At 67.5% G+C, this 21,777-nt stretch carries 18 protein-coding genes and 1 tRNA gene; 18 read left to right on the plus strand and 1 reads right to left on the minus strand.

Annotation, left to right across the window (positions count from 1 at the left end):
* The first annotated feature begins 156 nt into the window (after positions 1 to 156).
* The 12 genes from DMB86_RS04735 (at position 157) to DMB86_RS04790 (ending at position 14,919) form a co-directional block, all read left to right on the plus strand.
* A complete protein-coding gene (locus DMB86_RS04735; RefSeq protein WP_113716777.1) occupies positions 157 to 2,364 on the plus strand; it encodes an acyl-CoA dehydrogenase in 2,208 nt (735 codons plus the stop codon).
* Between the two features lie 79 nt (positions 2,365 to 2,443).
* Positions 2,444 to 4,597: an acetate--CoA ligase family protein gene (locus DMB86_RS04740; protein WP_113716778.1), complete on the plus strand. Its 2,154-nt coding sequence runs from the start codon at positions 2,444 to 2,446 to the stop codon at positions 4,595 to 4,597.
* Between the two features lie 80 nt (positions 4,598 to 4,677).
* Positions 4,678 to 5,292 carry a TetR/AcrR family transcriptional regulator gene (locus tag DMB86_RS04745; protein WP_113716779.1) on the plus strand — a complete coding sequence of 205 codons (615 nt, stop codon included), beginning with the start codon at positions 4,678 to 4,680 and terminating at the stop codon, positions 5,290 to 5,292.
* Positions 5,293 to 5,323: 31 nt separating this feature from the next.
* Positions 5,324 to 6,154, plus strand: a complete 831-nt coding sequence (locus DMB86_RS04750; RefSeq protein ID WP_113716780.1) for a VOC family protein — start codon at positions 5,324 to 5,326, stop codon at positions 6,152 to 6,154.
* A gap of 83 nt (positions 6,155 to 6,237) precedes the next feature.
* Positions 6,238 to 7,443, plus strand: a complete 1,206-nt coding sequence (locus DMB86_RS04755) for a thiolase family protein (RefSeq protein WP_113716781.1) — start codon at positions 6,238 to 6,240, stop codon at positions 7,441 to 7,443.
* 9 nt (positions 7,444 to 7,452) lie between these two features.
* Positions 7,453 to 7,884 (plus strand): Zn-ribbon domain-containing OB-fold protein, encoded by a 432-nt coding sequence (locus DMB86_RS04760; protein ID WP_113716782.1) that lies wholly within the window; start codon positions 7,453 to 7,455, stop codon positions 7,882 to 7,884.
* 1 nt (position 7,885) lies between these two features.
* The gene (locus tag DMB86_RS04765) at positions 7,886 to 9,352 is read left to right on the plus strand and encodes an aldehyde dehydrogenase family protein (protein WP_113716783.1); all 1,467 of its coding nucleotides are present in this window, start codon (positions 7,886 to 7,888) and stop codon (positions 9,350 to 9,352) included.
* Positions 9,353 to 9,534: 182 nt separating this feature from the next.
* The gene (locus DMB86_RS04770) at positions 9,535 to 11,037 is read left to right on the plus strand and encodes an MFS transporter (RefSeq protein WP_113716784.1); all 1,503 of its coding nucleotides are present in this window, start codon (positions 9,535 to 9,537) and stop codon (positions 11,035 to 11,037) included.
* A 267-nt stretch (positions 11,038 to 11,304) separates the two neighbouring features.
* Positions 11,305 to 12,168, plus strand: a complete 864-nt coding sequence (locus DMB86_RS04775) for a MaoC family dehydratase (RefSeq protein WP_171814365.1) — start codon at positions 11,305 to 11,307, stop codon at positions 12,166 to 12,168.
* Between the two features lie 25 nt (positions 12,169 to 12,193).
* Entirely contained in the window at positions 12,194 to 12,964 is a 771-nt protein-coding gene (locus DMB86_RS04780) for an electron transfer flavoprotein subunit beta/FixA family protein (protein ID WP_113716786.1), read from the plus strand.
* A 14-nt stretch (positions 12,965 to 12,978) separates the two neighbouring features.
* Positions 12,979 to 13,965 carry an electron transfer flavoprotein subunit alpha/FixB family protein gene (locus DMB86_RS04785; protein WP_113716787.1) on the plus strand — a complete coding sequence of 329 codons (987 nt, stop codon included), beginning with the start codon at positions 12,979 to 12,981 and terminating at the stop codon, positions 13,963 to 13,965.
* A 72-nt stretch (positions 13,966 to 14,037) separates the two neighbouring features.
* A complete protein-coding gene (locus DMB86_RS04790) occupies positions 14,038 to 14,919 on the plus strand; it encodes a cytochrome b/b6 domain-containing protein (protein ID WP_113719339.1) in 882 nt (293 codons plus the stop codon).
* Between the two features lie 86 nt (positions 14,920 to 15,005).
* On the opposite strand, the gene DMB86_RS04795 is transcribed toward DMB86_RS04790, so the two are convergent.
* A tRNA-Ser gene (locus tag DMB86_RS04795) sits at positions 15,006 to 15,093 on the minus strand.
* Between the two features lie 97 nt (positions 15,094 to 15,190).
* Between DMB86_RS04795 and DMB86_RS04800 the strand changes: the two genes are divergently transcribed.
* The 6 genes from DMB86_RS04800 to DMB86_RS04825 all read left to right on the plus strand — a co-directional run bounded on the left by DMB86_RS04800 (position 15,191) and on the right by DMB86_RS04825 (position 21,517).
* Positions 15,191 to 16,174 (plus strand): NAD(P)H-quinone oxidoreductase, encoded by a 984-nt coding sequence (locus DMB86_RS04800; protein WP_113716788.1) that lies wholly within the window; start codon positions 15,191 to 15,193, stop codon positions 16,172 to 16,174.
* 324 nt (positions 16,175 to 16,498) lie between these two features.
* Positions 16,499 to 17,119: a PadR family transcriptional regulator gene (locus DMB86_RS04805; RefSeq protein ID WP_113716789.1), complete on the plus strand. Its 621-nt coding sequence runs from the start codon at positions 16,499 to 16,501 to the stop codon at positions 17,117 to 17,119.
* Positions 17,116 to 17,841: an ABC transporter ATP-binding protein gene (locus tag DMB86_RS04810; protein WP_113716790.1), complete on the plus strand. Its 726-nt coding sequence runs from the start codon at positions 17,116 to 17,118 to the stop codon at positions 17,839 to 17,841. Before DMB86_RS04805 ends, DMB86_RS04810 begins: the two co-directional genes overlap by 4 nt.
* A gap of 64 nt (positions 17,842 to 17,905) precedes the next feature.
* Positions 17,906 to 20,737 (plus strand): ABC transporter permease family protein, encoded by a 2,832-nt coding sequence (locus DMB86_RS04815; protein WP_129545466.1) that lies wholly within the window; start codon positions 17,906 to 17,908, stop codon positions 20,735 to 20,737.
* Between the two features lie 280 nt (positions 20,738 to 21,017).
* Entirely contained in the window at positions 21,018 to 21,314 is a 297-nt protein-coding gene (locus DMB86_RS04820) for a hypothetical protein (protein ID WP_113716792.1), read from the plus strand.
* 41 nt (positions 21,315 to 21,355) lie between these two features.
* Entirely contained in the window at positions 21,356 to 21,517 is a 162-nt protein-coding gene (locus DMB86_RS04825) for a YbdD/YjiX family protein (RefSeq protein ID WP_236783351.1), read from the plus strand.
* Positions 21,518 to 21,777 lie beyond the last annotated feature (260 nt).

The raw sequence follows: 21,777 nt of genomic DNA on the forward strand, positions 1-21,777 counted from the left end.
ATCGGGGCCGCCGAAAAGTTTTGAAACCAGATTTCAAAAGGGTTGTTGCATGGGTCACAAAATTAAACTAGAGTCTAGTTTCAGTTATTGTTTGAGCCGCTGGACGTCCTGCCTTCCCTGCCGGGAACGGTCCGTCCGTGATTTTGGAGTGATTTGATGCCACTGTCCCTCGCCGAAGAGCAAACAGACCTCGCTGCCGCCGTTGCAGAATTCGCAGACCGGTTTGCCGACATCCTGCAGACCCGCGAACGGCTGGACGCCTACGGCGCCGGGGGGCGCCCGCCGTTCTGGGAGGAGCTCGTGGACAACGGCCTGCATGCCCTGCACATCAGCGAGGCGCGCGGCGGACAGGGCGGCTCCGTCCTCGACACGGCGGTCGTGGTTGAAGAGTTCGGCCGCCGGCTCGTTCCCGGCCCCTACGTCGCCACCATGCTGGCGAGCGCGGCCGTGGCGGGTGCGGCCGAGTGCAAGGCGTCCGCGCAAGGGCTGGACGTGTTCGCGGGGGGAGCGACCGGTGCCCTCGTCATGGCCGACCCGGCGGTCCGGGCCGTCGCCGCCGGTGACGGCTGGACGCTGCACGGCAGTGTCGGGGTGCCCTCCTTGCTCTCTGCCGAATGGCTCGTGATCGGGTTCGACGACGGGGCGGGCAGCCGCTATGCACTGGTCGATGCCGAAAGCGCGGGCGTGTCAAAGGTCCCCGGCACGTGCACCGACCTGACCCGCGATGCCGGAACGCTGGTGCTGGACGGGCTGGCCATCGGGGCCGACGCAGTCCTGGCCGGTCTCGGTGCCGCCCACGTCGAATCCCTGCAGGCAGGCCTGCTCGCCGCCGAGGCGGCCGGCGTCATGCGCTGGGCCGTGGAAGCCGCCACCGACTATGCCAAGATCCGCGAACAATTCGGCACGCCCATTGGCTCCTTCCAGGCCGTCAAGCACAAGTGCGCGAACCTGCTCATCGCCTCCGAGCTGGCCACGGCCGCCGCCTGGTCCGCCCTGGTGGCCCTGGGTCAGGACCCGGACCAGCAGGCACTCGCGGCCGGGTCGGCCATTGAGGCCGCGATCGTGCCGTCGGTGGATGCGCTGACCGAGGCCGTCACGATCTTTGGCGGCATCGGCTACACCTGGGAGCACGACGCACACCTCTACCTGCGCCGCGCCATTGCCGCTGCCGCCCAGGTGGCTCCGGCGCGTGCCCGCGCCACCGCCCTGGGCCGCGTGGCGCTGGAGCTGGACCGCCGCATCGACATCGAGCTGCCGGATGAGGACCCAGCCTTCCGCGAGCGCATTGGCAAGCTCCTGGACGAGGCCGCCGCCCTGGCCAACGAGCACGACGGCGGCCGCTGGAACACGCGGGGAACACGGCGGACCTTCCTCGCCGAAAACGGCCTGGCAGCGCCACACTGGCCGGCCCCGTACGGCCTCGGCGCCAGCCCGGCCGAGCAGGTCGTCATCGCCCAGGAATATGCCCGCCGGGACCTCCTGCAGCCCTCGTCCGTGATTGGCGAATGGGCCATGCCCACGATCCTCGCCTACGGCAGCGACGAGGTTAAGGACCAGTTCGCGCTGCCCACGCTGCGCGGGGAGCTCATCTGGTGCCAGCTGTTCTCCGAGCCCGGTGCCGGTTCCGACCTGGCCGGCCTGTCCACCCGTGCCGCCAAGATCGACGGCGGCTGGGAACTCAAGGGGCAAAAGGTCTGGACTTCCGGTGCCCACGAGGCCGATTGGGGCATCTGCCTGGCGCGCACCGACGTCGACGCGCCCAAGCACAGGGGCCTGAGCTATTTCCTGGTGGACATGCGCAGCAAGGGCGTCGTCGTCAGGCCCCTGACGCAGTCAACCGGTGACGCCGAGTTCAACGAGGTGTTCCTTGATGACGTGTTCGTGCCCGACGCATACCTGTTGGGGGAGCCGGGCCAAGGCTGGCGCATCACCGCAACGACGTTGCAAAACGAGCGCACGCAGATCTCCTCCGGCGTCTCGGCCGGTACCGAGGAATCCCTGCGCCGGCTCATCCGGGAGGGCGGCTACACGGGAAGCGCGGATGAGGCATTTGCGGCCCTTGGCGGCATTGTCGCGGTCAGCTCGGCCATCGGCGCCCTGAATTTGCGCGAAACCCTGCGCCAGGTCAACGGACTCCAGCCGGGCGTGGGCTCCTCCCTTGCCAAGGTGGCCCACGCACGCCTGTCACGGCGGGCCGCCACGGAGGTCCTGCAGCTGGCCGGGCCCGCAACGTTGTTTACCCAGTCGCCGGCCGATGCCGTGACGGGGCTGCTCGGAGTTCCGCAGGTCCTCATCGGCGGTGGAACCGTGGAAATCCAGCTCAACGTGATCGCCGAACGCATCCTCGGACTGCCCCGGGGCTAGACGCCGGCGGGCCACCGGCACCCGGTGGCCCCAAGAATCCTTCAGTACTCTATGTTTCACCGAAAGGAACCCTTTTCGAATGACAACGATGACAGGCGAGGCCACCACATTGGAAACCCTGGACCCGGCCCGGTTGCGTGAACTTGTTGAACCCCGAAGCATTGTGATCATCGGCGCCAACACCAAGTCCAGCTGGTCGCACTACACCCACTCCAACCTGCGCTCCGGCGGTTTCGACGGCGAGCTGTACATGGTCAACCGGCGCGGCGAGGATTGCCACGGGCAGCCCTCGTTCACCTCGATCGCCGAACTGCCCGCCGTGCCGGACCTGGCCATTGTGCTCACCGGCACCAACTCGCTGGAAACCATTCTGGAAGAGGCCCGCGTCAAGGGCATCCGCAACCTGATCATGCTGGCTTCCGGTCTCGGCGAGGCCGGGGCTGAAGGCCAGGCACTGCAGGCGCGGCTGGTGGAGCGGGCCCGCGAAGCCGGGCAGCTCATCCTGGGCCCGAACAACCTGGGCTTCGTCAACGCCCACGCCAAGGTGGCCGCGTTCAGCCACATGACGCAGATGCCCATGGTTTCCGGCGGCGTCGGCGTCGCCAGCCAGTCCGGCGCGCTGGCCATCTACCTGCTCCCGCACATGGCCTCCCGCGGCGTCGGCTGTTCCACGGCCGTCACGGTCGGCAACGAGGCCATGATCACCGCCATCGACGTCATGGACATGCTCGTCGACGACCCGGACACCCGTGTCGTTGCCGCCTACCTCGAGCAAATCTCCAACCCGGGGCACTTTTTGTCCGTGGCCAAACGCGCCCGACAGGCCGGCAAGCCGATCGTGGTGTTCAAGGCCGGGCGTGGGGAAGCTTCCGCCCGCGTGGCCGCCGCCCACACCGGCTCGCTGGTGGGTGACGACAAAGTCATCGACGCCGCCTGCAGGCAGTTCGGCGTGGTCCGCGTGGACAACATCGAGGACCTGGTGGCGACGGCCGGCATCATGGAAACCCACGGGCGGATATCCGGGAACCGCATGGGTGTCGTGACCGGCTCCGGTGCCATGTGCGCACTGATCGCCGAGAAGGCCGAGGATGTCGGACTGGAAATGCCCGCCCCCGCCGAACGCACGGTGCGGGCCCTGCACGATGCCGGCCTGCCCACCTTCTCCACCGTCAACAACCCCATGGACACCACCGGCTACATTTCCGTGGACCCCACCATCATCACCAAGGCCAACCAGTGCTTCATCGACGACGACAACTTCGACTTCATCGTCATCAACAGTGCCTGGCCGGTCAGCCAGGCCATGGCCGACATGGGACGGATCAACCAGGAGGCACTGCACCGCCAGCTCACCTCATCCGCCAAACCCGTCATCGGCATGAGCTTCCTGCCCACCGAGGTCACCGAGTTTGGGCGCGGCTTTGCCCGTGAACACGGCCTGCCCCATGCCCCGGACTCCTTTGACCGCGGCATCCCGGCCGTGGCCCGCAGCGCCTGGTGGAGCAAGCGTTCGGACGAACTCGCCACCGACCCCGTGGTGCCGCCGGCCGAAGCGATCGAGAAGCCCGCCGGCGCCGAGCACTGGACCGAAATTGAGGCCGGCGCGTTCCTGCGTGAGCACGGCGTTCCCTACATTCCCGCCGCCGTCGCCACCTCCGCCGAGGAAGCCGTCGCAGCGGCCGAGGGCATGGGCTACCCCGTGGTCCTCAAGGTCGCCTCCGAGGACATTGCGCACAAGACGGAGGTGGGCGGCGTCCGGCTCATGCTGCGCGACGCCGAGGCCGTCACCGAGGCGTACGACTTCATCGTTGCCTCCGTCGCCGCCCTGGCCCCGGACGCCCACATCCAGGGCGTCGCCGTCTCGCCCATGCGGGCCGCCGGGAACGAACTGCTCGTGGGAATTGTCCGGGACCCGCAATGGGGACTGGTCCTCGCCGTTGGATTCGGCGGCGTCATGGTGGAAATCCTCAAGGACTCCGCACTGCGGCTGCTGCCCGTGGGGCCGGCCGAGATCCGCCGCATGCTCGACTCCCTGAAGGGAATCGAGCTTCTGAAGGGGTTCCGCGGCAATGCCGCAACGGACCTGGACGAACTGGCCCGGGTCATCTTCCGGATATCCCAGGTGGCCGTCGGCCTCGGGGAGCAGCTTGAGGAGCTGGAAATCAACCCCTTGCGCGTGGCCGGCGACCAGATCGAGGCCCTTGACGCCTTGATTCGCTGGAAGCGGCAGTGATGAACGCCGCGCAGGCCAAGCACCCCGGGTCCCGGTGGTAGCGTTGCTAAACCACCGGATATTCAAGCAGGAGGCGAACCATGGCCGGACTACTCTCTGGCGAACGGACCGAGCTTCCCGCATACCAGAAGCTGCGGCGGCAACGGATCCTGGATGCCGCGAAGTCGCTGCTGCGCAGCCACGAGTACGAGTCGATCCAGATACGCGACGTGGCCGCGGAAGCGAACGTCGCCTTGGGCACCCTGTACAGGTACTTCAGCTCGAAGGAACACCTGTACGCGAACGTCGTCTACGACTGGAGCGTCCCGTTCAACTCGGCCGACCAAACCTGGGCGGAAAACCTCGGCACGATCGAGTGCATCTCCCGGCGGCTGCAGATGGCGTTGGCCGCATTCGAAAGGCAGCCGAACTTCTACAAGGCGATTCTCATGCTGCGCTCAACGAACGATCCGGAAGTCTCGTCGCTGATGCAACAGCTCGGAGCCGTGCTCGAGGAGCCCATCCTTTCGGACTTCTCGATGCTGCCCGCGGACGAGGCCGCGGACATCACCGCCATGGTGTGGTGCGTCCTGATGGACCTGGTGGCCAGGCTGCTGTCCGGGGACAAGACCATGGACGAGGCACTGCGCATCTCGGACAGGTTCGTCAAGATGGTCGGCCTGCGCCTGGAGCAGTTCGAGGCGGAAAAGGCCTAGCCTCCCCCCACTCGACCGCCGGGGCGGCGGCATGAGCGCCCACGAGCTGGACCACCTGGCCATCGCGGTCCCCGCGTGGGCGCCGGCAGGATCCCTCCTGAACCGTGAGCTCGGGGCGCGGTGGGCCAGCGGCTTCCGGATGGAAGCGTTCAACCCGTGCCAGCTGGCCGTTGCCGAAGACATGCGCCTGGAACTTTTGGAACCGGGCAGCGGGGAACGGTCGTTTATCCGGCGCTTCCTTTCCGAGGGCAACGGAGCTGCCGCACCCCACCACATCACGTTCAAGGTCCACGACATCCACGCGGCGATCACCGCCGCGCAGGAGGCCGGGATCAAACCGATCCTGCTGCGCCTGGACCATCCCCAATGGAAGGAAGCGTTCCTGCACCCCCGGGACACCGGCCTGGGATTCCTGGCCCAAATGGTGCAGGCCCCGCAAAGCGTTGAGGACATCACCGGCGAAACCATCGGCGGGCCCCCCTGCCCGTGGCAGGAAAACGGCCCGGAACCCCTTCGGGTTCCCCTGATCCACGGCACCGTTGCCAACCTTCAGCAGGCCCGGCGCGTCCTGTGCGGGGTGCTCGGTGCCGGCGAAACGCCGGTGGGGGACAATCTCGAGGCTGCGGCCTTCCACTGGGCCGAGGGCGCCTGGCTGGTGCTGACACAGACGGCGGACGGCCAGGCCGGGCCGCCCCCACCGCACGGCATCGACACCATCCTGGCCGTCCCCGCGGATGGGCCGTGGCACCCCCGCGGGCAGTTGGCCCTGCTGCCTGAACTCCTGGCAGCCGGCACGGCGCACCCCGAGATCGGCCTGCGCATCGCCACCGTGGGCGCACCGCCCGGGCCGCCCGGCCCCTAGCCGCCCGCAACAACCACCATCCTGACCCGGCGCCCCCTGGACGGGTGCGCCCGCACCATTCACAACCATCAAAGGAGAACACCATGGGACTTCGAGGAGAAGCCGCAATCCTTGGCTTTTACGAACTGCCGCCGCAGCGCAAGCTTGCCCGCGAGAAGACGTTCAACCTGGAACAGTGGGCCAGGCTGTCCAAGGCGGCCCTTGACGACGCCGGACTTGAGGCCACCGATGTCAACGGCATTGTGACCCCGATGATCGGGGAGGCGAGCATGTTTGTTCCCTCCACCATCACCGAATACCTCGGCATCGAGGCCAACTTCGCCGAGATCGTGGACCTCGGCGGTGCAGGCTCGGCCGCAGCCGTCTGGCGGGCCGCGGCCGCCGTCGAACTTGGCCTGTGCGACGCCGTTCTCGTCACCTTCCCGGGTGCCCACGACGTCCCCACCCACGAGCGCCGCCCGTTCGTCATGGAAGACCAGATGTTCTTTGGCGCCTCCTCCAACAGCTACGGCTCCCCCCAGGCAGAGTTTGAGATCCCGTACGCGAACCTGGGCCAGAACGGCCCCTACGCCCAGATCGCCAAGCGGTACGGGCACGAATTTGGCTATGACGAACTGGCCATGGCCAAGATTGCCGTGGACCAGCGCACCAACGCCTGCGCCACTCCCGGTGCCGTGTTCCACGGCAAGCCGATCACGGCGCAGGACGTCCTTGCCTCGCCGATGGTGGCGGATCCGCTGCACATGCTGGAAATCGTGATGCCCTGCCAGGGCGGCGCCGCCGTCGTCATCGGCAACAAGGACATGGCCGCAAAGTCCAAGAACCGCCCCGTCTGGATCAAGGGATTCGGCGAGCGCGTGCCCTACAAGACGCCCACCTACGCCCGGGACCTGATGTATTCGCCCATGGTGCACGCCGCCGACCAGGCCTTCACGATGGCTGGCATCACGCGTGAGGACGTGGACATGGTCTCCATCTACGACTGCTACACCATCACCGTGCTCATGAGCCTGGAGGATGCCGGCTTTGCCGAAAAGGGCAAGGGCATGCAGTTCGTGAACGAACACGACCTCACCTTCCGCGGCGACTTCCCCGTCAACACCGCCGGCGGCCAGCTGTCCTTCGGCCAGGCCGGCATTGCCGGTGGCATGCACCACGTGATCGACGGCGCCCGCCAGGTCATGGGACGTGCCGGCGAGGCGCAGGTTGCCGATTGCAACAGGGCCTTTGTCTCCGGCAACGGCGGCATCATGAGCGAGCAAACAGCACTGATTTTTGAAGGAGAGTAGGAACACACCATGACCACCACACACACCCCTCCGGTCTTTGACCAGCCCTTGCCCGTTCCCACCCCGCTGACCCAGCCGTTCTGGGACGCGCTGGCCGAGCACAAGATCCGCATCCAGTATTCGCCGTCCCTGGGTGAGTACATCTTCTACCCTCGCCCGCTGGCACCGCGCACCCTGGCCGACGACCTGCAATGGCGTGAAATTTCCGGCGCCGGGACGTTGTACACGTACACGATCACCACGCGACCGGTCTCCCCGCACTTTGCCGCGGCCGGGCCCATGATCCTGGCCGTCGTGCAGTGGGACGAGGGGCCCCGGTTCTCCACCGAAATGGTGAACATTGCCCACGAGGACCTGCAGATCGGCATGCGCGTCAGGCCCGTGTTCTGCGACTACCCCGAGGCCGGCATCACGATGTTGCGCTACGAGGCGGCGAACTAGGATGGGTCTCGCCACCGAAAGCGCGCTGCCCGAGGTCTCCCTGCGCATCGGCGCCGCATCGCGGACATCCGGCGCGGGCGTCCACCACCACGTCAACCCGGCCACCGGCGCCTTCGACGCCCCGGTCCCGATGGCCGGCGTCGACGACGTCGATGAAGCCGTCCACGCCGCCCACCAGGCCTTTGCCGTGTGGAAGGCGACACGGGCGGGGACACGTGCACGGGCGCTGCTGGAATTGGCCCGCCTCGTGGAGGGGCACACGGAGGAATTCGCCGCGCTGGCGACCGCCGACAACGGCACGCCACAGGCCACCGCCGGCGCCATGGTGGGTGCGGCGGCCGAATGGATCCGCTATTACGGCGGCTGGGCGGACAAGCTGCCCCTGGGCCGGGTCACCTCCGTGGCGGGAGCCGGCGGCTCCTTCGGCCACACCCTGCGCCAGCCCTACGGGGTGATCGGGGTGGTCATCACCTGGAACGCACCGTTGATGTCGCTGGCCATGAAGGTGCCGGCGGCACTGGCGGCAGGAAACACCGTGGTGGTCAAGCCGAGTGAATTGACACCGTTCAGCGCCATGCTCTTCGCCGACCTGGTCCGCGAGGCCGGCATCCCCGACGGCGTCTTCAACGTGGTCACGGGAGGCGCCGAGGCCGGTGCCGTGCTCGTTGCGCACCCCCTGGTGAAGAAGGTGACGTTCACGGGCGGCCCCGAGACCGCACGGAAGATCACCGCGGCCTGCGCCGAAACTTTCAAGCCCGTGGTGTTGGAGCTGGGCGGCAAGTCGGCGAACCTGGTCTTTGCCGACGCCGACCTTGACGCCGCGGCCCTGCATGCGGCGTTCATGGCCTTTGGCATCATGACAGGCCAGGCCTGTGCCCTGCCCACGCGCCTGCTGGTGGAAGACTCCATCCATGACGAGTTCGTGGCCAAGGTTGCCGCCATCGCCGGGTCCTTCAAGGTGGGCCACCCGCAGGAGCCCGACACCGTCTGCGGGCCCGTGATCAACCAGGGTGCCATCGACCGCATTGAGGCCATGGTGGCACAGGCCCAAAACGACGGCGCACGGGTGGTCACCGGCGGCGCCCGGCTGGCTGGCGACCTGGCCGCGGGGTTCTACTACCCGCCAACGGTCATGGCCGACGTCGATCCTGCCAGCGAACTGGCCCAAAAGGAGGTCTTCGGCCCCGTCCTGGCCGTCACGCGGTTCACGGACGAGGCCCACGCCCTGTTCCTGGCCAATGACACCGACTACGGCCTCTCAGGCTGTATCTGGACGTCGGACGCCCGCAGGGCGGTCCGGCTGGTCGAGCAGCTGGAAACCGGCGAAGTGGTGGTCAACGGCGCACCCAACGCCGTCGCCGAACGCCCATTTGGCGGGATCGGCCATTCCGGGACCGGAAATGAGGGCGGCCTGGAGGGGCTGGAGGAGTTCTTCTGGACCAAGTCCGTCGCCTACGGGAACGGCTAGCCACGCCGGACAGCGTTTCAAGACCGGGGGTGCCGCCCATTTCAGCGGCACCCCGGGGGATTGGGGCCCTCAACACCCTCGAGTGCCTGCCGAGCCCAAAGATCGTTTGTTTTACCGCCCGTTGCCCAACCCGTGTGGGGCGTAATCACTTTCTTTTCTGCACCCAAACGAAAGTCTGGACAATGATGTCTTCAGCTAACCTCCGGAATTCCGGAACCCTTCAAAGCCTCAAGCGACCCGGATTTGCCGCCGTGGTGACAGTGCTCATCCTGGCCGAAATTGTCTCGGCCTTTGAGCTGTCCATGATGTACGTGACCCTGCCCACGCTGATCAAGGAATTCCACGTTGATGCCGGCACGGTCGCCTGGGTCGTCACGGCCTACCTGTTGGTTTCCGCTTCCGCCGGCGTCATGGGCGGGCGCTTTGGCGACATGTACGGCCGGCGGAAGGTCATGATCATCGTCCTGATGATCGCGGGCGTGGGCTCGCTGGTCTCCCTGATCGGCGGCAGCCTGGGCATGGTCATCCTGGGCCGCGCGATCCAGGGCACGGCCGGTGCCCTGATGAGCCTGGCCCTTGGCCTGGCCCGTGAACACCTGGACAAGGAACGCATCCCCGTGGGCGTCGCCATGATCGGCGCCTCGGCCTTGATTGCAGGTGCAGGAGGGGCGTTCATTGCCGGGTTCATGATCCAGGTGGCTTCCTGGCACCTGATCTTCATCTTTTCCGCAGTGCTTGCCGGGGTGGCCGCGGTGGCCGTCATGGCCGTCATTCCGCGCGACACCCTGGTCCCGGGCCAGGAGAAGCCCGACTACCTTGGCGCCGTCTTGCTGCCGATTGCCGTCAGCGCCATCCTGCTGGCACTTTCCGGCGTCTCGAAGACGGGCTTTGGATCCGGTGAGTTTCTTGGCCTGATCGCCGGCGGCATCGTCGTCGCGGCCGTGTGGGTTTGGTGGGAACTGCACGTTGAGTCTCCCATTGTGAACCTGAGGATGTTCAAGAACCGTCAGATCGCCCTCGTCATGACGGCCTCCATTTTCGCTTCCATCGGCCCCCTTGGCGGCATGTCTGTCCCCACCCAGATGGTCCTGCAGTATCCGACGGCCCTGGGCTTTGGCCTCGGCTTCACCCCTGCGGCAGCGGGCATCTTCAGCGCCCTGACCGCTGTTGTCGGCTACCTGTTCTCGCCGCTGGGGGGCAAGGTGGCCTTGCGTTTCGGGGCACGCACCGTCTTCATCGGCGGGCTGGCCCTCATGGCGGCGGTCATTCCCATGATCCTTCTCAGCTACGGGAACGTGGTGGTGTTCTGCCTGGCCATGACCCTGAACGGCATCGGCATCTCGCTGACCTTCGGGGCGCTGCCCAATGTGCTCATCGAAGCCATCCCGGAATCCCACACCTCGGAAACGGCCGGCACCAACACGATGGTCCGCAACATCGGCCAGTCCACGGCCACTGCCGTCGGCGCCATCATCCTTGCCAGCTACCAGGACCCCAGGACCACCATCGTGGCGCAGGGGGGCATCAGCGCCAGCTTTGCCTTTGTCCTCGTGTTCGCGGTCCTGGCCGTTGGGGTTGCCCTGTTCCTGAAGCGCCATCCAGTGCAGTGGACGCCGGAAACCGCGCAGGAGCGGGCAAACCGGCGTGGCACACCGCCGGGAGTCCCGGTGATGGCCGCCGACTGACAGACCCCCTGCATGTTGCGCCCCAAGGCGACCTGCCGGCCCTCCCTTCCAGGGACCGGCAGGTCGCCTTGGGGCGCGCGCGTCCGTCCGGCCAGAGCCGCACAGCGGAGAAGCGACCCGTCCTGGCCATAGACAAGAACTAGAATCTCGTTATAGTATTTAAGACGTAGTGATCCGCGCCACCACCGGGTGGTCATCTGAATCACAGGGGTCCGTCCCCGTGAAAGGAGCAGGGCTGTGGCGATCCACATGCACAACATAGGGAAAATGAGCGAGGGCGAGCCCTTCTCCTGGACGTCGAAGGATGCGCTGCTGTACGCGCTCAGTGTCGGTGCCGGCGCCGGTGACCAGAAGAAGGACCTGGCCTTTACGACGGAAAACTCGCGCGGCATTGCCCAAAAGGTCCTGCCCACGTTTGCCGTGCTGCTCGGCTCGTCGGCCGGGCCCATGGACGAGCTGGGCGATTTCAAGCTCTCACAGATCCTGCACGGCGGACAGCGGATCACGCTGCACCGTTCGCTGGACAGCAGCGGCACCGTCATTCCGGTCAGCGGCATGAGTGCCGTCCATGACAAGGGCAAGCACGCTGTCATCGAGCTCAGCACCGAACTGCTGGATGCACAGACCCGCGAACCGGTGGCCACGAGCGTGACCACCATGATCATCCGCGGCGAGGGCGGCTTTGGCGGCCCACAGGGCACCGCCGAAACATGGGACGCGCCCGAGCGTCCCGCCGATGTCACCGTCGTTGAGCGAACCGCCCTTGACCAGGCCCTGCTCTACCGTCTCAACGGCGACAGGAACCCGCTGCATTCGGACCCGCAGCTGGCCCGGATGGTGGGATTCGACAAGCCCATCCTCCACGGCCTGTGCACCATGGGCTTTGCCGGCCGGGCGGTCCTGGAACACGTGGCCGGGTCCGACCCGGACAACTTCGGATCGCTCAGCGTCCGCTTCGCCTCGCCCGTGGTGCCCGGCGACGAGCTGACCACCAGCATCTGGAAGACCGAAACCGGCGCCGTGTTCCAGGTTCGGGTCGGGGACGCCGTGGTCCTTGACCGCGGCACCTATGCGCAAAGGGCCGGCGAAACAGGCGAAACCAACCACGACCTTGAGACGTCCGCGGCCTAGCGCCGCCCCAGCCGGAGGAACACCCATGAAGATTGCAGTTCTCATCAAGCAGGTCCCCGACACGGGGGAAGACCGACACCTCACGGCGAAAGGCGCCGTGGACCGTGCATCCGCCGATCGGGTTGCCGACGAAATCACCGAACGCGCACTGGAAATTGCCCTGCGCGAGAAGGACGCCGACAAGTCGGTGGAAATTGTTGCCGTCACCATGGGTCCCGGGACGGCCATGGAAGCGCTGCGCAAGGCGTTGTCCATGGGCGCCGATTCGGCCATCCACCTCGTTGACGACGCCTTCGCGGGCGCCGACGCCCCGGCCACGGCTGCGGCGCTGGCGGGCGCCCTGCAGGGCGGAAACTTTGACCTGGTCGTCGCCGGCAATGAATCCACAGACGGCCGCGGCGGGGTGGTGCCGGCCATGGTTGCCGAACTCCTCGGCCACCCCTTCCTGGGTTCCCTGGACACCGTTGCCATCAGCGCCGGCGCGGTATCCGGGCAGCGGCAGGACTCTGAGAGCCTCCAGGAACTCGCCGCCGGCCTGCCGGCCGTCATCTCCATCACCGAAGCCTCCGCTGAGGCGCGCTTCCCGAAATTCAAGGGCATCATGACCGCCAAGCGAAAGCCGGTCGCCGTGGTCACGGCCGCGGCCGTGGGACTTTCGGCCGCCCGCCACGCCGACGGCAACGTCGTGCTGGCCTCCAGCCGCAGACCCGCCCGAACCGTGGGGATCAAGGTGGTCGACGACGGAACGGCCGCCACACAACTCGCCGCCTACCTCAGCGCCGAAAACCTGATCTGAAAGGACTGCCCGCCATGAGCAACATTCTTGTCAACATTGAGGTGGCAGCGGACGGATCGCTGCGCTCCAGCACCGCCCACCTGCTCAGCCTGGCTGCACGCCTGGGCGAGCCCGTCGCCGTCGTGGCCGCACCCGCAGGTGCCTCAGAGGAACTGGTCAGGGAACTGGGGGCCTTGGGGGCCGGGGCGGTCGTGGTCGGGGAGAGCCCTGCGTCAACCAGCCACGTGGCCGCGGCGGCGGTGGCGGCGCTGGCCGGCGCCATCGCCAGCCATGCCCCGGCCGCCGTGCTGGCCTCCACGAGCCCGACGGCGCGCGAGGTCATGGGGCGACTGGCAGCCCGCACCGGCAACCCGGTGGTCGTCGACGCCGTGGGTGTCACGAACGACGGCGGCCGGATCGTGGCCAGCCATTCGGTGTTTGGCGGAAACTACGTGACCGAATCCGGCGTTGGCGCCGGCATTCCGCTGGTCACCGTCTCCTCCAGCGGCGCCGAGCCCGCGCCGGCCGTTGCCGCGCCTGTGGTGGAGGTGCGCCGGCTGGAGGTCCCCACGCAGGGCGCCGCCGCCATCACCAGATCCGAAGTTGCCGCCGCCGCATCGGAGCGCCCGGAGCTGCGGTCGGCCAAAATTGTCGTTTCCGGCGGACGCGGCCTGGGCTCGAAGGAAAACTTTGTGCTGGTGGAGGAACTGGCCGACACGCTAGGGGCCGGTCTGGGGGCCTCCCGGGCGGCGGTCGACGCCGGTTACGTTCCCCAGAGCTGCCAGGTCGGCCAGACAGGTGTCAGCGTCTCGCCCGAGCTGTACCTCGCCGTGGGCATCTCCGGCGCCATCCAGCACCGGGCCGGCATGCAGACGGCCAGGCGGATCGTGGCCATCAACCAGGACGCCGACGCGCCGATCTTCGACATCGCCGACTTCGGCATCGTCGGGGACCTGTTCACGGTCCTGCCCCAGCTGCGGGAAGCCATTGCAGCCCGCACCGGCGTGCCCGCGGGCGTGTAGGGAGGCTGTGACGTGTCGCTGCTGACGAAGCCCAAACCCCGATCCCAGGGCGAACCAAGGCGTTGGGCGGGACTGCTCAAGTGGGTCGCCATCGCGGTGGTGGCGCTGGCCGCCGTCGTGCTGGCCGCCCGCTGGGCCCGCGGGCTGGAGCCTGTCCAGGACTTCCTGCTCCGGTACCCCGGGCACAGCGAACTGCCCGCAAACGCGCCCGTGGGCATTCCCGCATGGCTCGGCTGGCAACACTTCCTCAACGCGTTCTTCCTGGTGCTCATCATCCGTTCGGGCTGGCAGGTGCGCACCACGGCCCGGCCCAAGGCGTACTGGACGCGGAAAAACACGGGGCTGCTGAAGACGAAGGGCACGCCGGCCAAGATCAGCCTGGAACTGTGGTTCCACCTGAGCATTGACGTGCTGTGGCTGCTCAACGGCGCCGTCTTTGTGGTGCTGTTGTTCGCCACGGGTGCCTGGATGCGCATCGTGCCCACCAGCTGGGACATCATTCCCAACGCCCTGAGCGCCGGCCTGCAATATGCGTCGCTGAACTGGCCGGTGGAGAACGGCTGGGCCTATTACAACGCCCTGCAGGTCCTCGCGTACTTTGCCGTGGTGTTCATCGCTGCGCCGCTGGCCGCCATCACGGGTGTCCGCATGAGCCCGGCCTGGCCCAAGGGCAACGCGGCGCTGGAGAAGGCCTACCCCATTGAGGTGGCCCGCAAGATCCACTTCCCCGTCATGGTGTTCTTCACGGGCTTCGTGATCATGCACGTGGCGCTGGTGCTCACCACGGGCGTGCTGGCGAACCTGAACCACATGTTTGCCGCACGCCAGGACGCCGGATGGCTGGGCTTTGGCATCTTTGCGGTTTCCCTGGCCGCCATGGTCGGTGCGTGCTTCCTGGCCCGGCCGATCTTCCTGCGGCCCGTTGCATCCCTGATGGGCAAGGTCTCCAAGTAGCAAGCGGCACTTCAGCCGGGCTGGTGGGATGCAGGAAAATAAGGAAAGCGGCACCGGTGACGGGGCCGCTTTCCTTATTTTCTGCGCGGAAGGTGCGAGATTCGAACTCGCGGTACGGGGTCACCGCACACTGGTTTTCAAGACCAGCTCCATCGGCCGCTCGGACAACCTTCCCTACGCTAGTAGTGTTTCATAAGCAGGGCGGCGCCACCAAAGCGGCCCGCCCCTCGAACACAGTTTTTGTCAGTGGACCAAGCAAGTGGAGAAAGTCATGAAGGCGATAGTCGCACCGCAGGCCGGCGGCCCGGAAGTATTGACCCTGGCGGATGTGCCCGCACCGGTCCCCGGACCGGGCGAGGTGCTCATCGACGTCGTCGCCGCCGGCATCAACCGGGCCGACGTCCAGCAGCGCCGCGGCTTCTACCCGCCGCCGCCCGGCGCCTCGGACATCCTGGGCCTGGAGGTCTCGGGGCGGATCGCCGGCTTCGGCACCAACGTCACGCGGCCGTTTTCCATCGGGGACAAGGTGGTCGCCCTGCTTTCCGGCGGCGGGTACGCGCAGCAGGTGGCGGTCCCGGCCGGGCAGGTGCTCCGGCTCCCGGACGGTGTTGACGTGGTCACCGCGGCGTCCCTGCCGGAGGTTGCCGCCACCGTGTACTCCAACCTCTTCATGACCGCCCAGCTGCAGCCAGGAGAGACCGTGCTGGTCCACGGGGGCACGGGAGGCATCGGAGTGATGGCCGTCCAGCTCGCCAAGTCCGCCGGCGCCCGGGTGATCGCCACGGCCGGCAGCGACGAGAAGGCCGCCATGCTCACCGGCTGGCTCGGTGCCGACGCGGCCATCAACTACCGCACCCAAGACTTTGTGGAACTGGTCAGGGAGCACACTGACGGCCGGGGCGCCAACGTGATCCTCGACGTCGTCGGCGCAAAGTACCTGGCCCAAAACCTCTCCGCCCTGGCGCTGTACGGCCGCCTGGTGGTGATCGGTCTGCAAGGGGGAACGACGGCGGAACTGGACCTGGGCGTGCTCCTCGCCAAGCGCGCCGCCATCATCGGCACCACGCTGCGTGGCCGTCCGGTGGAGGAAAAATCGACCATCATGGAGGGCGTGCGCAGCAACGTGTGGCCGCTGGTGGCCTCCGGTGCCGTCAAGACCATCGTGGACAAGACCTTTCCGTTCGCGCAGGCCGCCGCGGCGCACGAATACTTCGATTCCGGCTCCCACGTGGGAAAGGTGCTGCTCACGCTGTAGCCCCGTACAGATCGGTGGTGCAGCTTCTGCGACCTGCCATATTCGGTGGTGCAGCTCCTGCGGGTTGGACCATCTTGAGCCCGCATTATCTGCGCCATCGATTCCCGAGGGTGGCGGCAGCCCGCGTTATGTGCACTATCGAATCGGCCCGCAACGCCTGAGATCGGGCCGTCAGGCCGAACCCCCATGAATTCCCGGGACTAGCCCCGGCAGCGACCCCTTGCGCATTGCATACCCCGTAGCTAAAGTTAGCCATACGCGGTATGTATGCCGTTGTCGCGGCCGGCCATTGGGGGCGCCCGCGCCAAACTTGGGGAGTCTCACATGTCAATCAGGCATTCACTGTTGGCCCTGCTGCAGGAGGGGCCGCGCTACGGCTACCAGCTGCGCGGGGAGTTTGAGGAGCGGACGGGCGCCACCTGGCCGCTGAACATCGGGCAGGTCTACACCACCCTGGACCGGCTGGAGCGGGACGCCCTTGTGAAAAAAGAAGGGGACGACGGCGAGGGCCACGTGGTCTACAGCATCACTGCCGCAGGGCGCGCCGAGGTGATGGGCTGGTTCGCGCAGCCAGTGGCCCAGGCCAACCCGCCGCGCAACGAGCTCGCCATCAAGCTGGCGCTCGCCCTGACGCTTGACGGCGTTGACGTCACCGCCGTCGTGCAGGCCCAGCGGACCGCCTCGATGCGCCAGCTGCAGGACTACACCCGCCAGCGCCGTGGCGCCGCAACCGCGGCGGGCCCCGGCTCCGCCGGAACCGGCGGCCGTGACGACGCCTGGCTGCTGGTGCTGGACTCCCTGATCTTCTCCGCAGAGGCAGAGGTGCGCTGGCTGGACCACTGCGAGGGCTGGATGGCCAAGCGCGGTGCCGGCACCCGCACGTCGGCGGCCCGGCCGGCCGGTGCCGCGGCCTCCGAAACCCACACGCCGGCGGTGTCCCGATGAGCAGCGAGGTCCTCCAGCTGGAAGGCGTCAGCCGCACCTACGGCGAGGGCGCCACGGCCGTCGCGGCGCTGCGCAACGTGAACCTGACCGTCAACGCCGGGGAGTTCGTGGCCGTCATGGGCCCCTCGGGCTCCGGCAAGTCGTCGCTGCTGACGCTCGCGGGCGGTCTGGACAAGGCCACCGGTGGCGAGATCTTCGTGGAGGGCACGCCGCTGGGCGGGTTGAGCATCAACGAACTCGCGCGGCTCCGGCGCCGCGCCGTGGGATACGTGTTCCAGGACTTCAACCTGGTGCCCACGCTGACGGCGGCCGAAAACGTGTCCCTTCCGCGGGAACTGGACGGCATCGCGGCACGCAAGGCCCGCCGCCAGGCGAACGACGCGCTGCGCCTGGTCGGCATCGAGGACCTGGCTGACAGGTTCATGGACCAGATGTCCGGCGGCCAGCAGCAGCGCGTGGCGATAGCCCGCGCCATCGTGGGCCAGCGCCGGCTGATCCTGGCCGACGAGCCCACCGGGGCGCTGGACTCGGCCACCGGGGACGGCATCCTGGAGGTGCTGCGGGGACGGGCCGACGCCGGTGCCGCCGTCGTGCTGGTCACGCACGAGGCCAGGCATGCCGGCTGGGCGGACCGCGTGGTGTTCCTGAAGGACGGGCGCATCGTGGACGAGGCCGCCTCCCAGCACGACCCGTCGGTGCTGCTGACCGGTTCGGCGCACTGAGGTGGCGCTGGACCTGACCCCCGTCAAGGGGGGCCGAAAGCCGCGCCTTCGGCTGGCGCTGACCATGGCGTGGCGGGACATCCGCCGGCACAAGGGCCGCTCGGCGCTGATTGTCGCGTTGATCGCCCTGCCCATCTTCGGGTTGTCGTTCGCGGCCACGGCCGGGATGTCCATGGTGGCCACGCCCGCCGAAACCGTCGCCATGGAACTTGGTCAGACGCAGGGCCGACTGAGCGCTCTGCACGCACAAAATTCCCACGCGGTCCAGACCGTCGAGGGTGACCTGTCCGGGAGCTGGGGCGGCGACGGTGATGCTGACCCCAATTTCGTGCCGGCCGCCCCGATCGACGCCGTACCTGCCGGGTTCACGACCATCCCCTGGCAAACGGTCAACCTTTCGTCCCCTGTCGGCAAGGCCCACGTGGCCCTCGACGTCGTCGTAACGGACGCCCTGAACCCCGCATTCAAGGGCAAATACACGCTGTTGGAAGGGCGGGCGCCATCCGCCGCCGGTGAAGCCCTGGGAACGCCCGGGCTGCTCAAGCGCTTCGGCCTGCACCTCGGCGAAAAACTGACGACGTCGGCCGGCACCTTTGAGTTGGTCGGCACCTTGCGTGTCGAGCGCCAGGGAGACGGGCAGTCCACGGTGTTCCTGCAGCCCGGCCAGGTCCCCGCCGCCGTCATGGCGAATGCCTCTGAAGCAATTCCTTACCTGGTGGGCGAGAGGCCGCTGGCCTGGGCCGACGCCAAGGGCCTCAATGCCAAGGGCGTCATGCTCACGTCCCGGGACCTGATCCTTCACCCGCCGGGCAAGGTCGAACTCGGGGCGGACGCGCAGTTCCAGTATGACAACGGGCGCCAAGGAATGATTGCCGGCTATGCACTCGTGGGCGCGCTCATCGGTGTCCTGGCGCTTCTTGAAGTCGGGCTGCTGGCCGGTGCGGCCTTCGCCGTGGGCGCCCGGAAGCAGCAACGTGACCTGGCCCTGCTGGCAGCCTCGGGCGCGGAAGGGAGCATGCTCCGCACCACGGTCACGGCCGGCGGCCTGTGGATGGGCCTGGCCGGAGGCGCCAGTGGAGCCGTGCTGGGCACAGTGGCCGCGGTGGCCACCGTGCTCGTGATGCGGACCAAGGGCCTGGCCATTTTCCCCGGCCTGCACCTGATGTGGCTGCCCGCCGTCGGCCTGGTCCTTTTGGGCGTGGCCGCAGGCCTCGTGGCAGCCATGGTCCCGGCGCGGGCCGTGGCCAAACAAGCGACGCTGGCCGCGCTGAAGTCAGGGCGCACGGCGGATGTCCCGTCCAAGTGGACACCGCGCATTGGCGCCGGCCTGCTGCTTCTGTCGGCACTGGCCATGGTTGCCGCAGGCATTGTTGCGTTTCTGGTCCGTGGATCGGTGAAATCGCATGAGCTGTTCCCGCTCATCGGCGGCCTCATCATTGCCGGAGCAGTCCTTTTGGTGGCCGGCCTGATTTTCCTTACCGGCAGGATCATTGCCGTCCTGACGACGCACACTGGCTGGTTGCCCGTGCCGTTGAGGCTGGCGGCACGGGACGCGGCCCGCAACCGCGGCCGGACGGTACCTGCCGTGGCGTCCGTGCTGGCCGCCGCCACCTTGGCCGGCGCACTCATCGTGGGCGTCGCCAGCATGACCCAAAAAATGAACGACGAGCACTTGTGGCAGTACAACCAGAACCAGACGTCCCTGCAATTGGAATACCTCAAGCCGACTGATGGCCCAGTGCCGGGCACTGCCTCCGCCACACCAATGGCCCCGGTCCCGGTCAAGGTGGACGCCGGTCTTCTGGCGAAAGCCGTCGTGGAGGAGATGGGCCCGGAAACGCGAACACTCGTCCTGAAGGGCGTCCAACGCTCGGATGGTTGCTATGAAGACATGGCAGCCGGGGACAAGGGGGCCACGTGCATTGACTGGGACTTGGCAGAGCCGCCCGCCAACCGTTGCGCGCTCGCCGCGGACTACCTGCCGGCCAACCTCGACGACTGGCGGTGCAAGGGATCCATGAGCCAGCCCAACTACGGCTATGGACTCCCGCCAATAGTCGTCGGCGGCGAGGCGGAGCTCAACGCCCTCTTGGGAAGGGCACCCAGCCCGGAGGCGCGGGCGATGCTGCACGACGGCGGCATGGTGCTGACCAACGAGATCTACCTGTCCGAGGACGGCACCGCCACGATCATCAGCCACGACGCGCACGACCAACCCAGTTACACCATGGGCCCGGGGAGCACCGGCCACCAGTATCTGCGCACCGTGTACAAGCCGCTGACAGCCCAAACATTGCCGGCCATGGTGGACGCGCCAGAGAAGAACATTGGCTTCTACGGCGTGGTGTCTCCGGAGACCGCGTCCAGGCTGAAGCTGCCGGTCAGCGAGAAATACATGCTGGTCTCACCCCCGAAATTGCTCAGCCAGGCCGAAAATGACAAGGTCAACGCGGCATTGGCACCGTTCTATGGCGGATACAGCCACTTCTACCAAGAGCGGGGACTCGACACCCCCATTGGGCTCATCCTGTGGCTCATCGTCGGCGGCGGCGCCCTGGTCACGCTCAGTGCCGCCGGCATCACGGCCGGCCTGGCGCTCGCCGACGGCCGCAACGACCACGCCACCTTGGCCAGCATTGGCGCCGACACCCGGCTTCGGAAGGCCTTTGCAGGTTCCCAGACCCTCATGACGGCGCTGCTTGGCGCAGTCCTGGGCCTGTTCGCCGGGGCCGTGCCGACCGTCGTCGTGCTGTCCCTGCAACGCGGTTTCCCCGTCGTGCTGCCGTGGCTGCAGATGGGGGCGCTGGTGATTCTTGTGCCCCTCTTCGGGGCGGCCGCGGCATGGGTGCTGACCAGGGGCAAGCTGCCCATGACGAGGAGGCAGACGCTGGCCTGACCCCCACCCTTCAGACGCTCCCGCAGATTCGGGGCGATTATCGCCAACGCTCCCTCACCTGGGTGAGGGAGCGTTGGCGATAATCGCCCCGAAAGTGATCGAGCGTTGGGAGCGTGGGAGCGTGGGGGCGTGGGGGCGTTGGGAGCGGTGTGCCGCTGCGGGGTCGGTGGGCGCCGTTCGTCGACGGAAGCCGTGCCCCGCCCCACATCCCGCCGTGTGGGGCGGGGCGCACTGCTACCTTGGGGGGCTGTCCCCAACCCCCATTGACAAGGAAGGCACCATGACAATGCCTTCAAACGCGCCAGCCGATCCGGCGGCCATGGAGGCCGTGGTCCGCAACACCTCGGTGCAGGACACGCTGTCCATCATCTTCGTGGTGCTCTCCATCATCGGCATCACGACGGCGGTCTTGGTCTCGATCCGCCCGCTCCGTGCCGGCGGCGGCCTCAGCATGGAGGATCCGGCCGTGGCCTCGCGCATCTTCGCGCCTGCAGGCATTGCACCGACGGCGGCCGGACGGGCCGTCATGAAGGAATGGGAGGACTCCGGCAGGGAAACCGCGCGGGCGGGCCATTAGCCATGGAGACCTTGCGGCGGGCCGCAACAGCTTTGGGCTCCATGAACAGGTACTTCAAGGGCGTCCTGGGGGAGGACTCCTATGAGAAGTACCTGGACCACCACCAGGGCACCGGCTGCACCACTCCGCCGATGACCGTCAAGGAATTCTGGCGGGACAAGACGGACCGCCAGGACGACAACCCGGAGGGCCGCTGCTGCTGAACGCGGCCGCGGGCGTCCCAAAGCGTTGGTCTCCGCGCCGAGAGTACGGCTCTGGCGGGCCGGCGGATGCGCTGGTCACCAGAGCCGTACTCTCGGAGAATCCGGGCCTGACGGGGTCACCAGAGCTGCACTCTCGACGAAAATGGGACCCGCGGAAACCGGGGCCGGGCCGGCCCGGACAACAAGGAAATGGGCTGGCATGCGGCCGCCATGGCCCGGTTGGCCCGGACATTTGTGGAGGCGTCGTGAGAGACTGGCCG

The organism is Arthrobacter dokdonellae, assembly GCF_003268655.1.
Taxonomy (GTDB): Bacteria; Actinomycetota; Actinomycetes; order Actinomycetales; family Micrococcaceae; genus Specibacter; species Specibacter dokdonellae.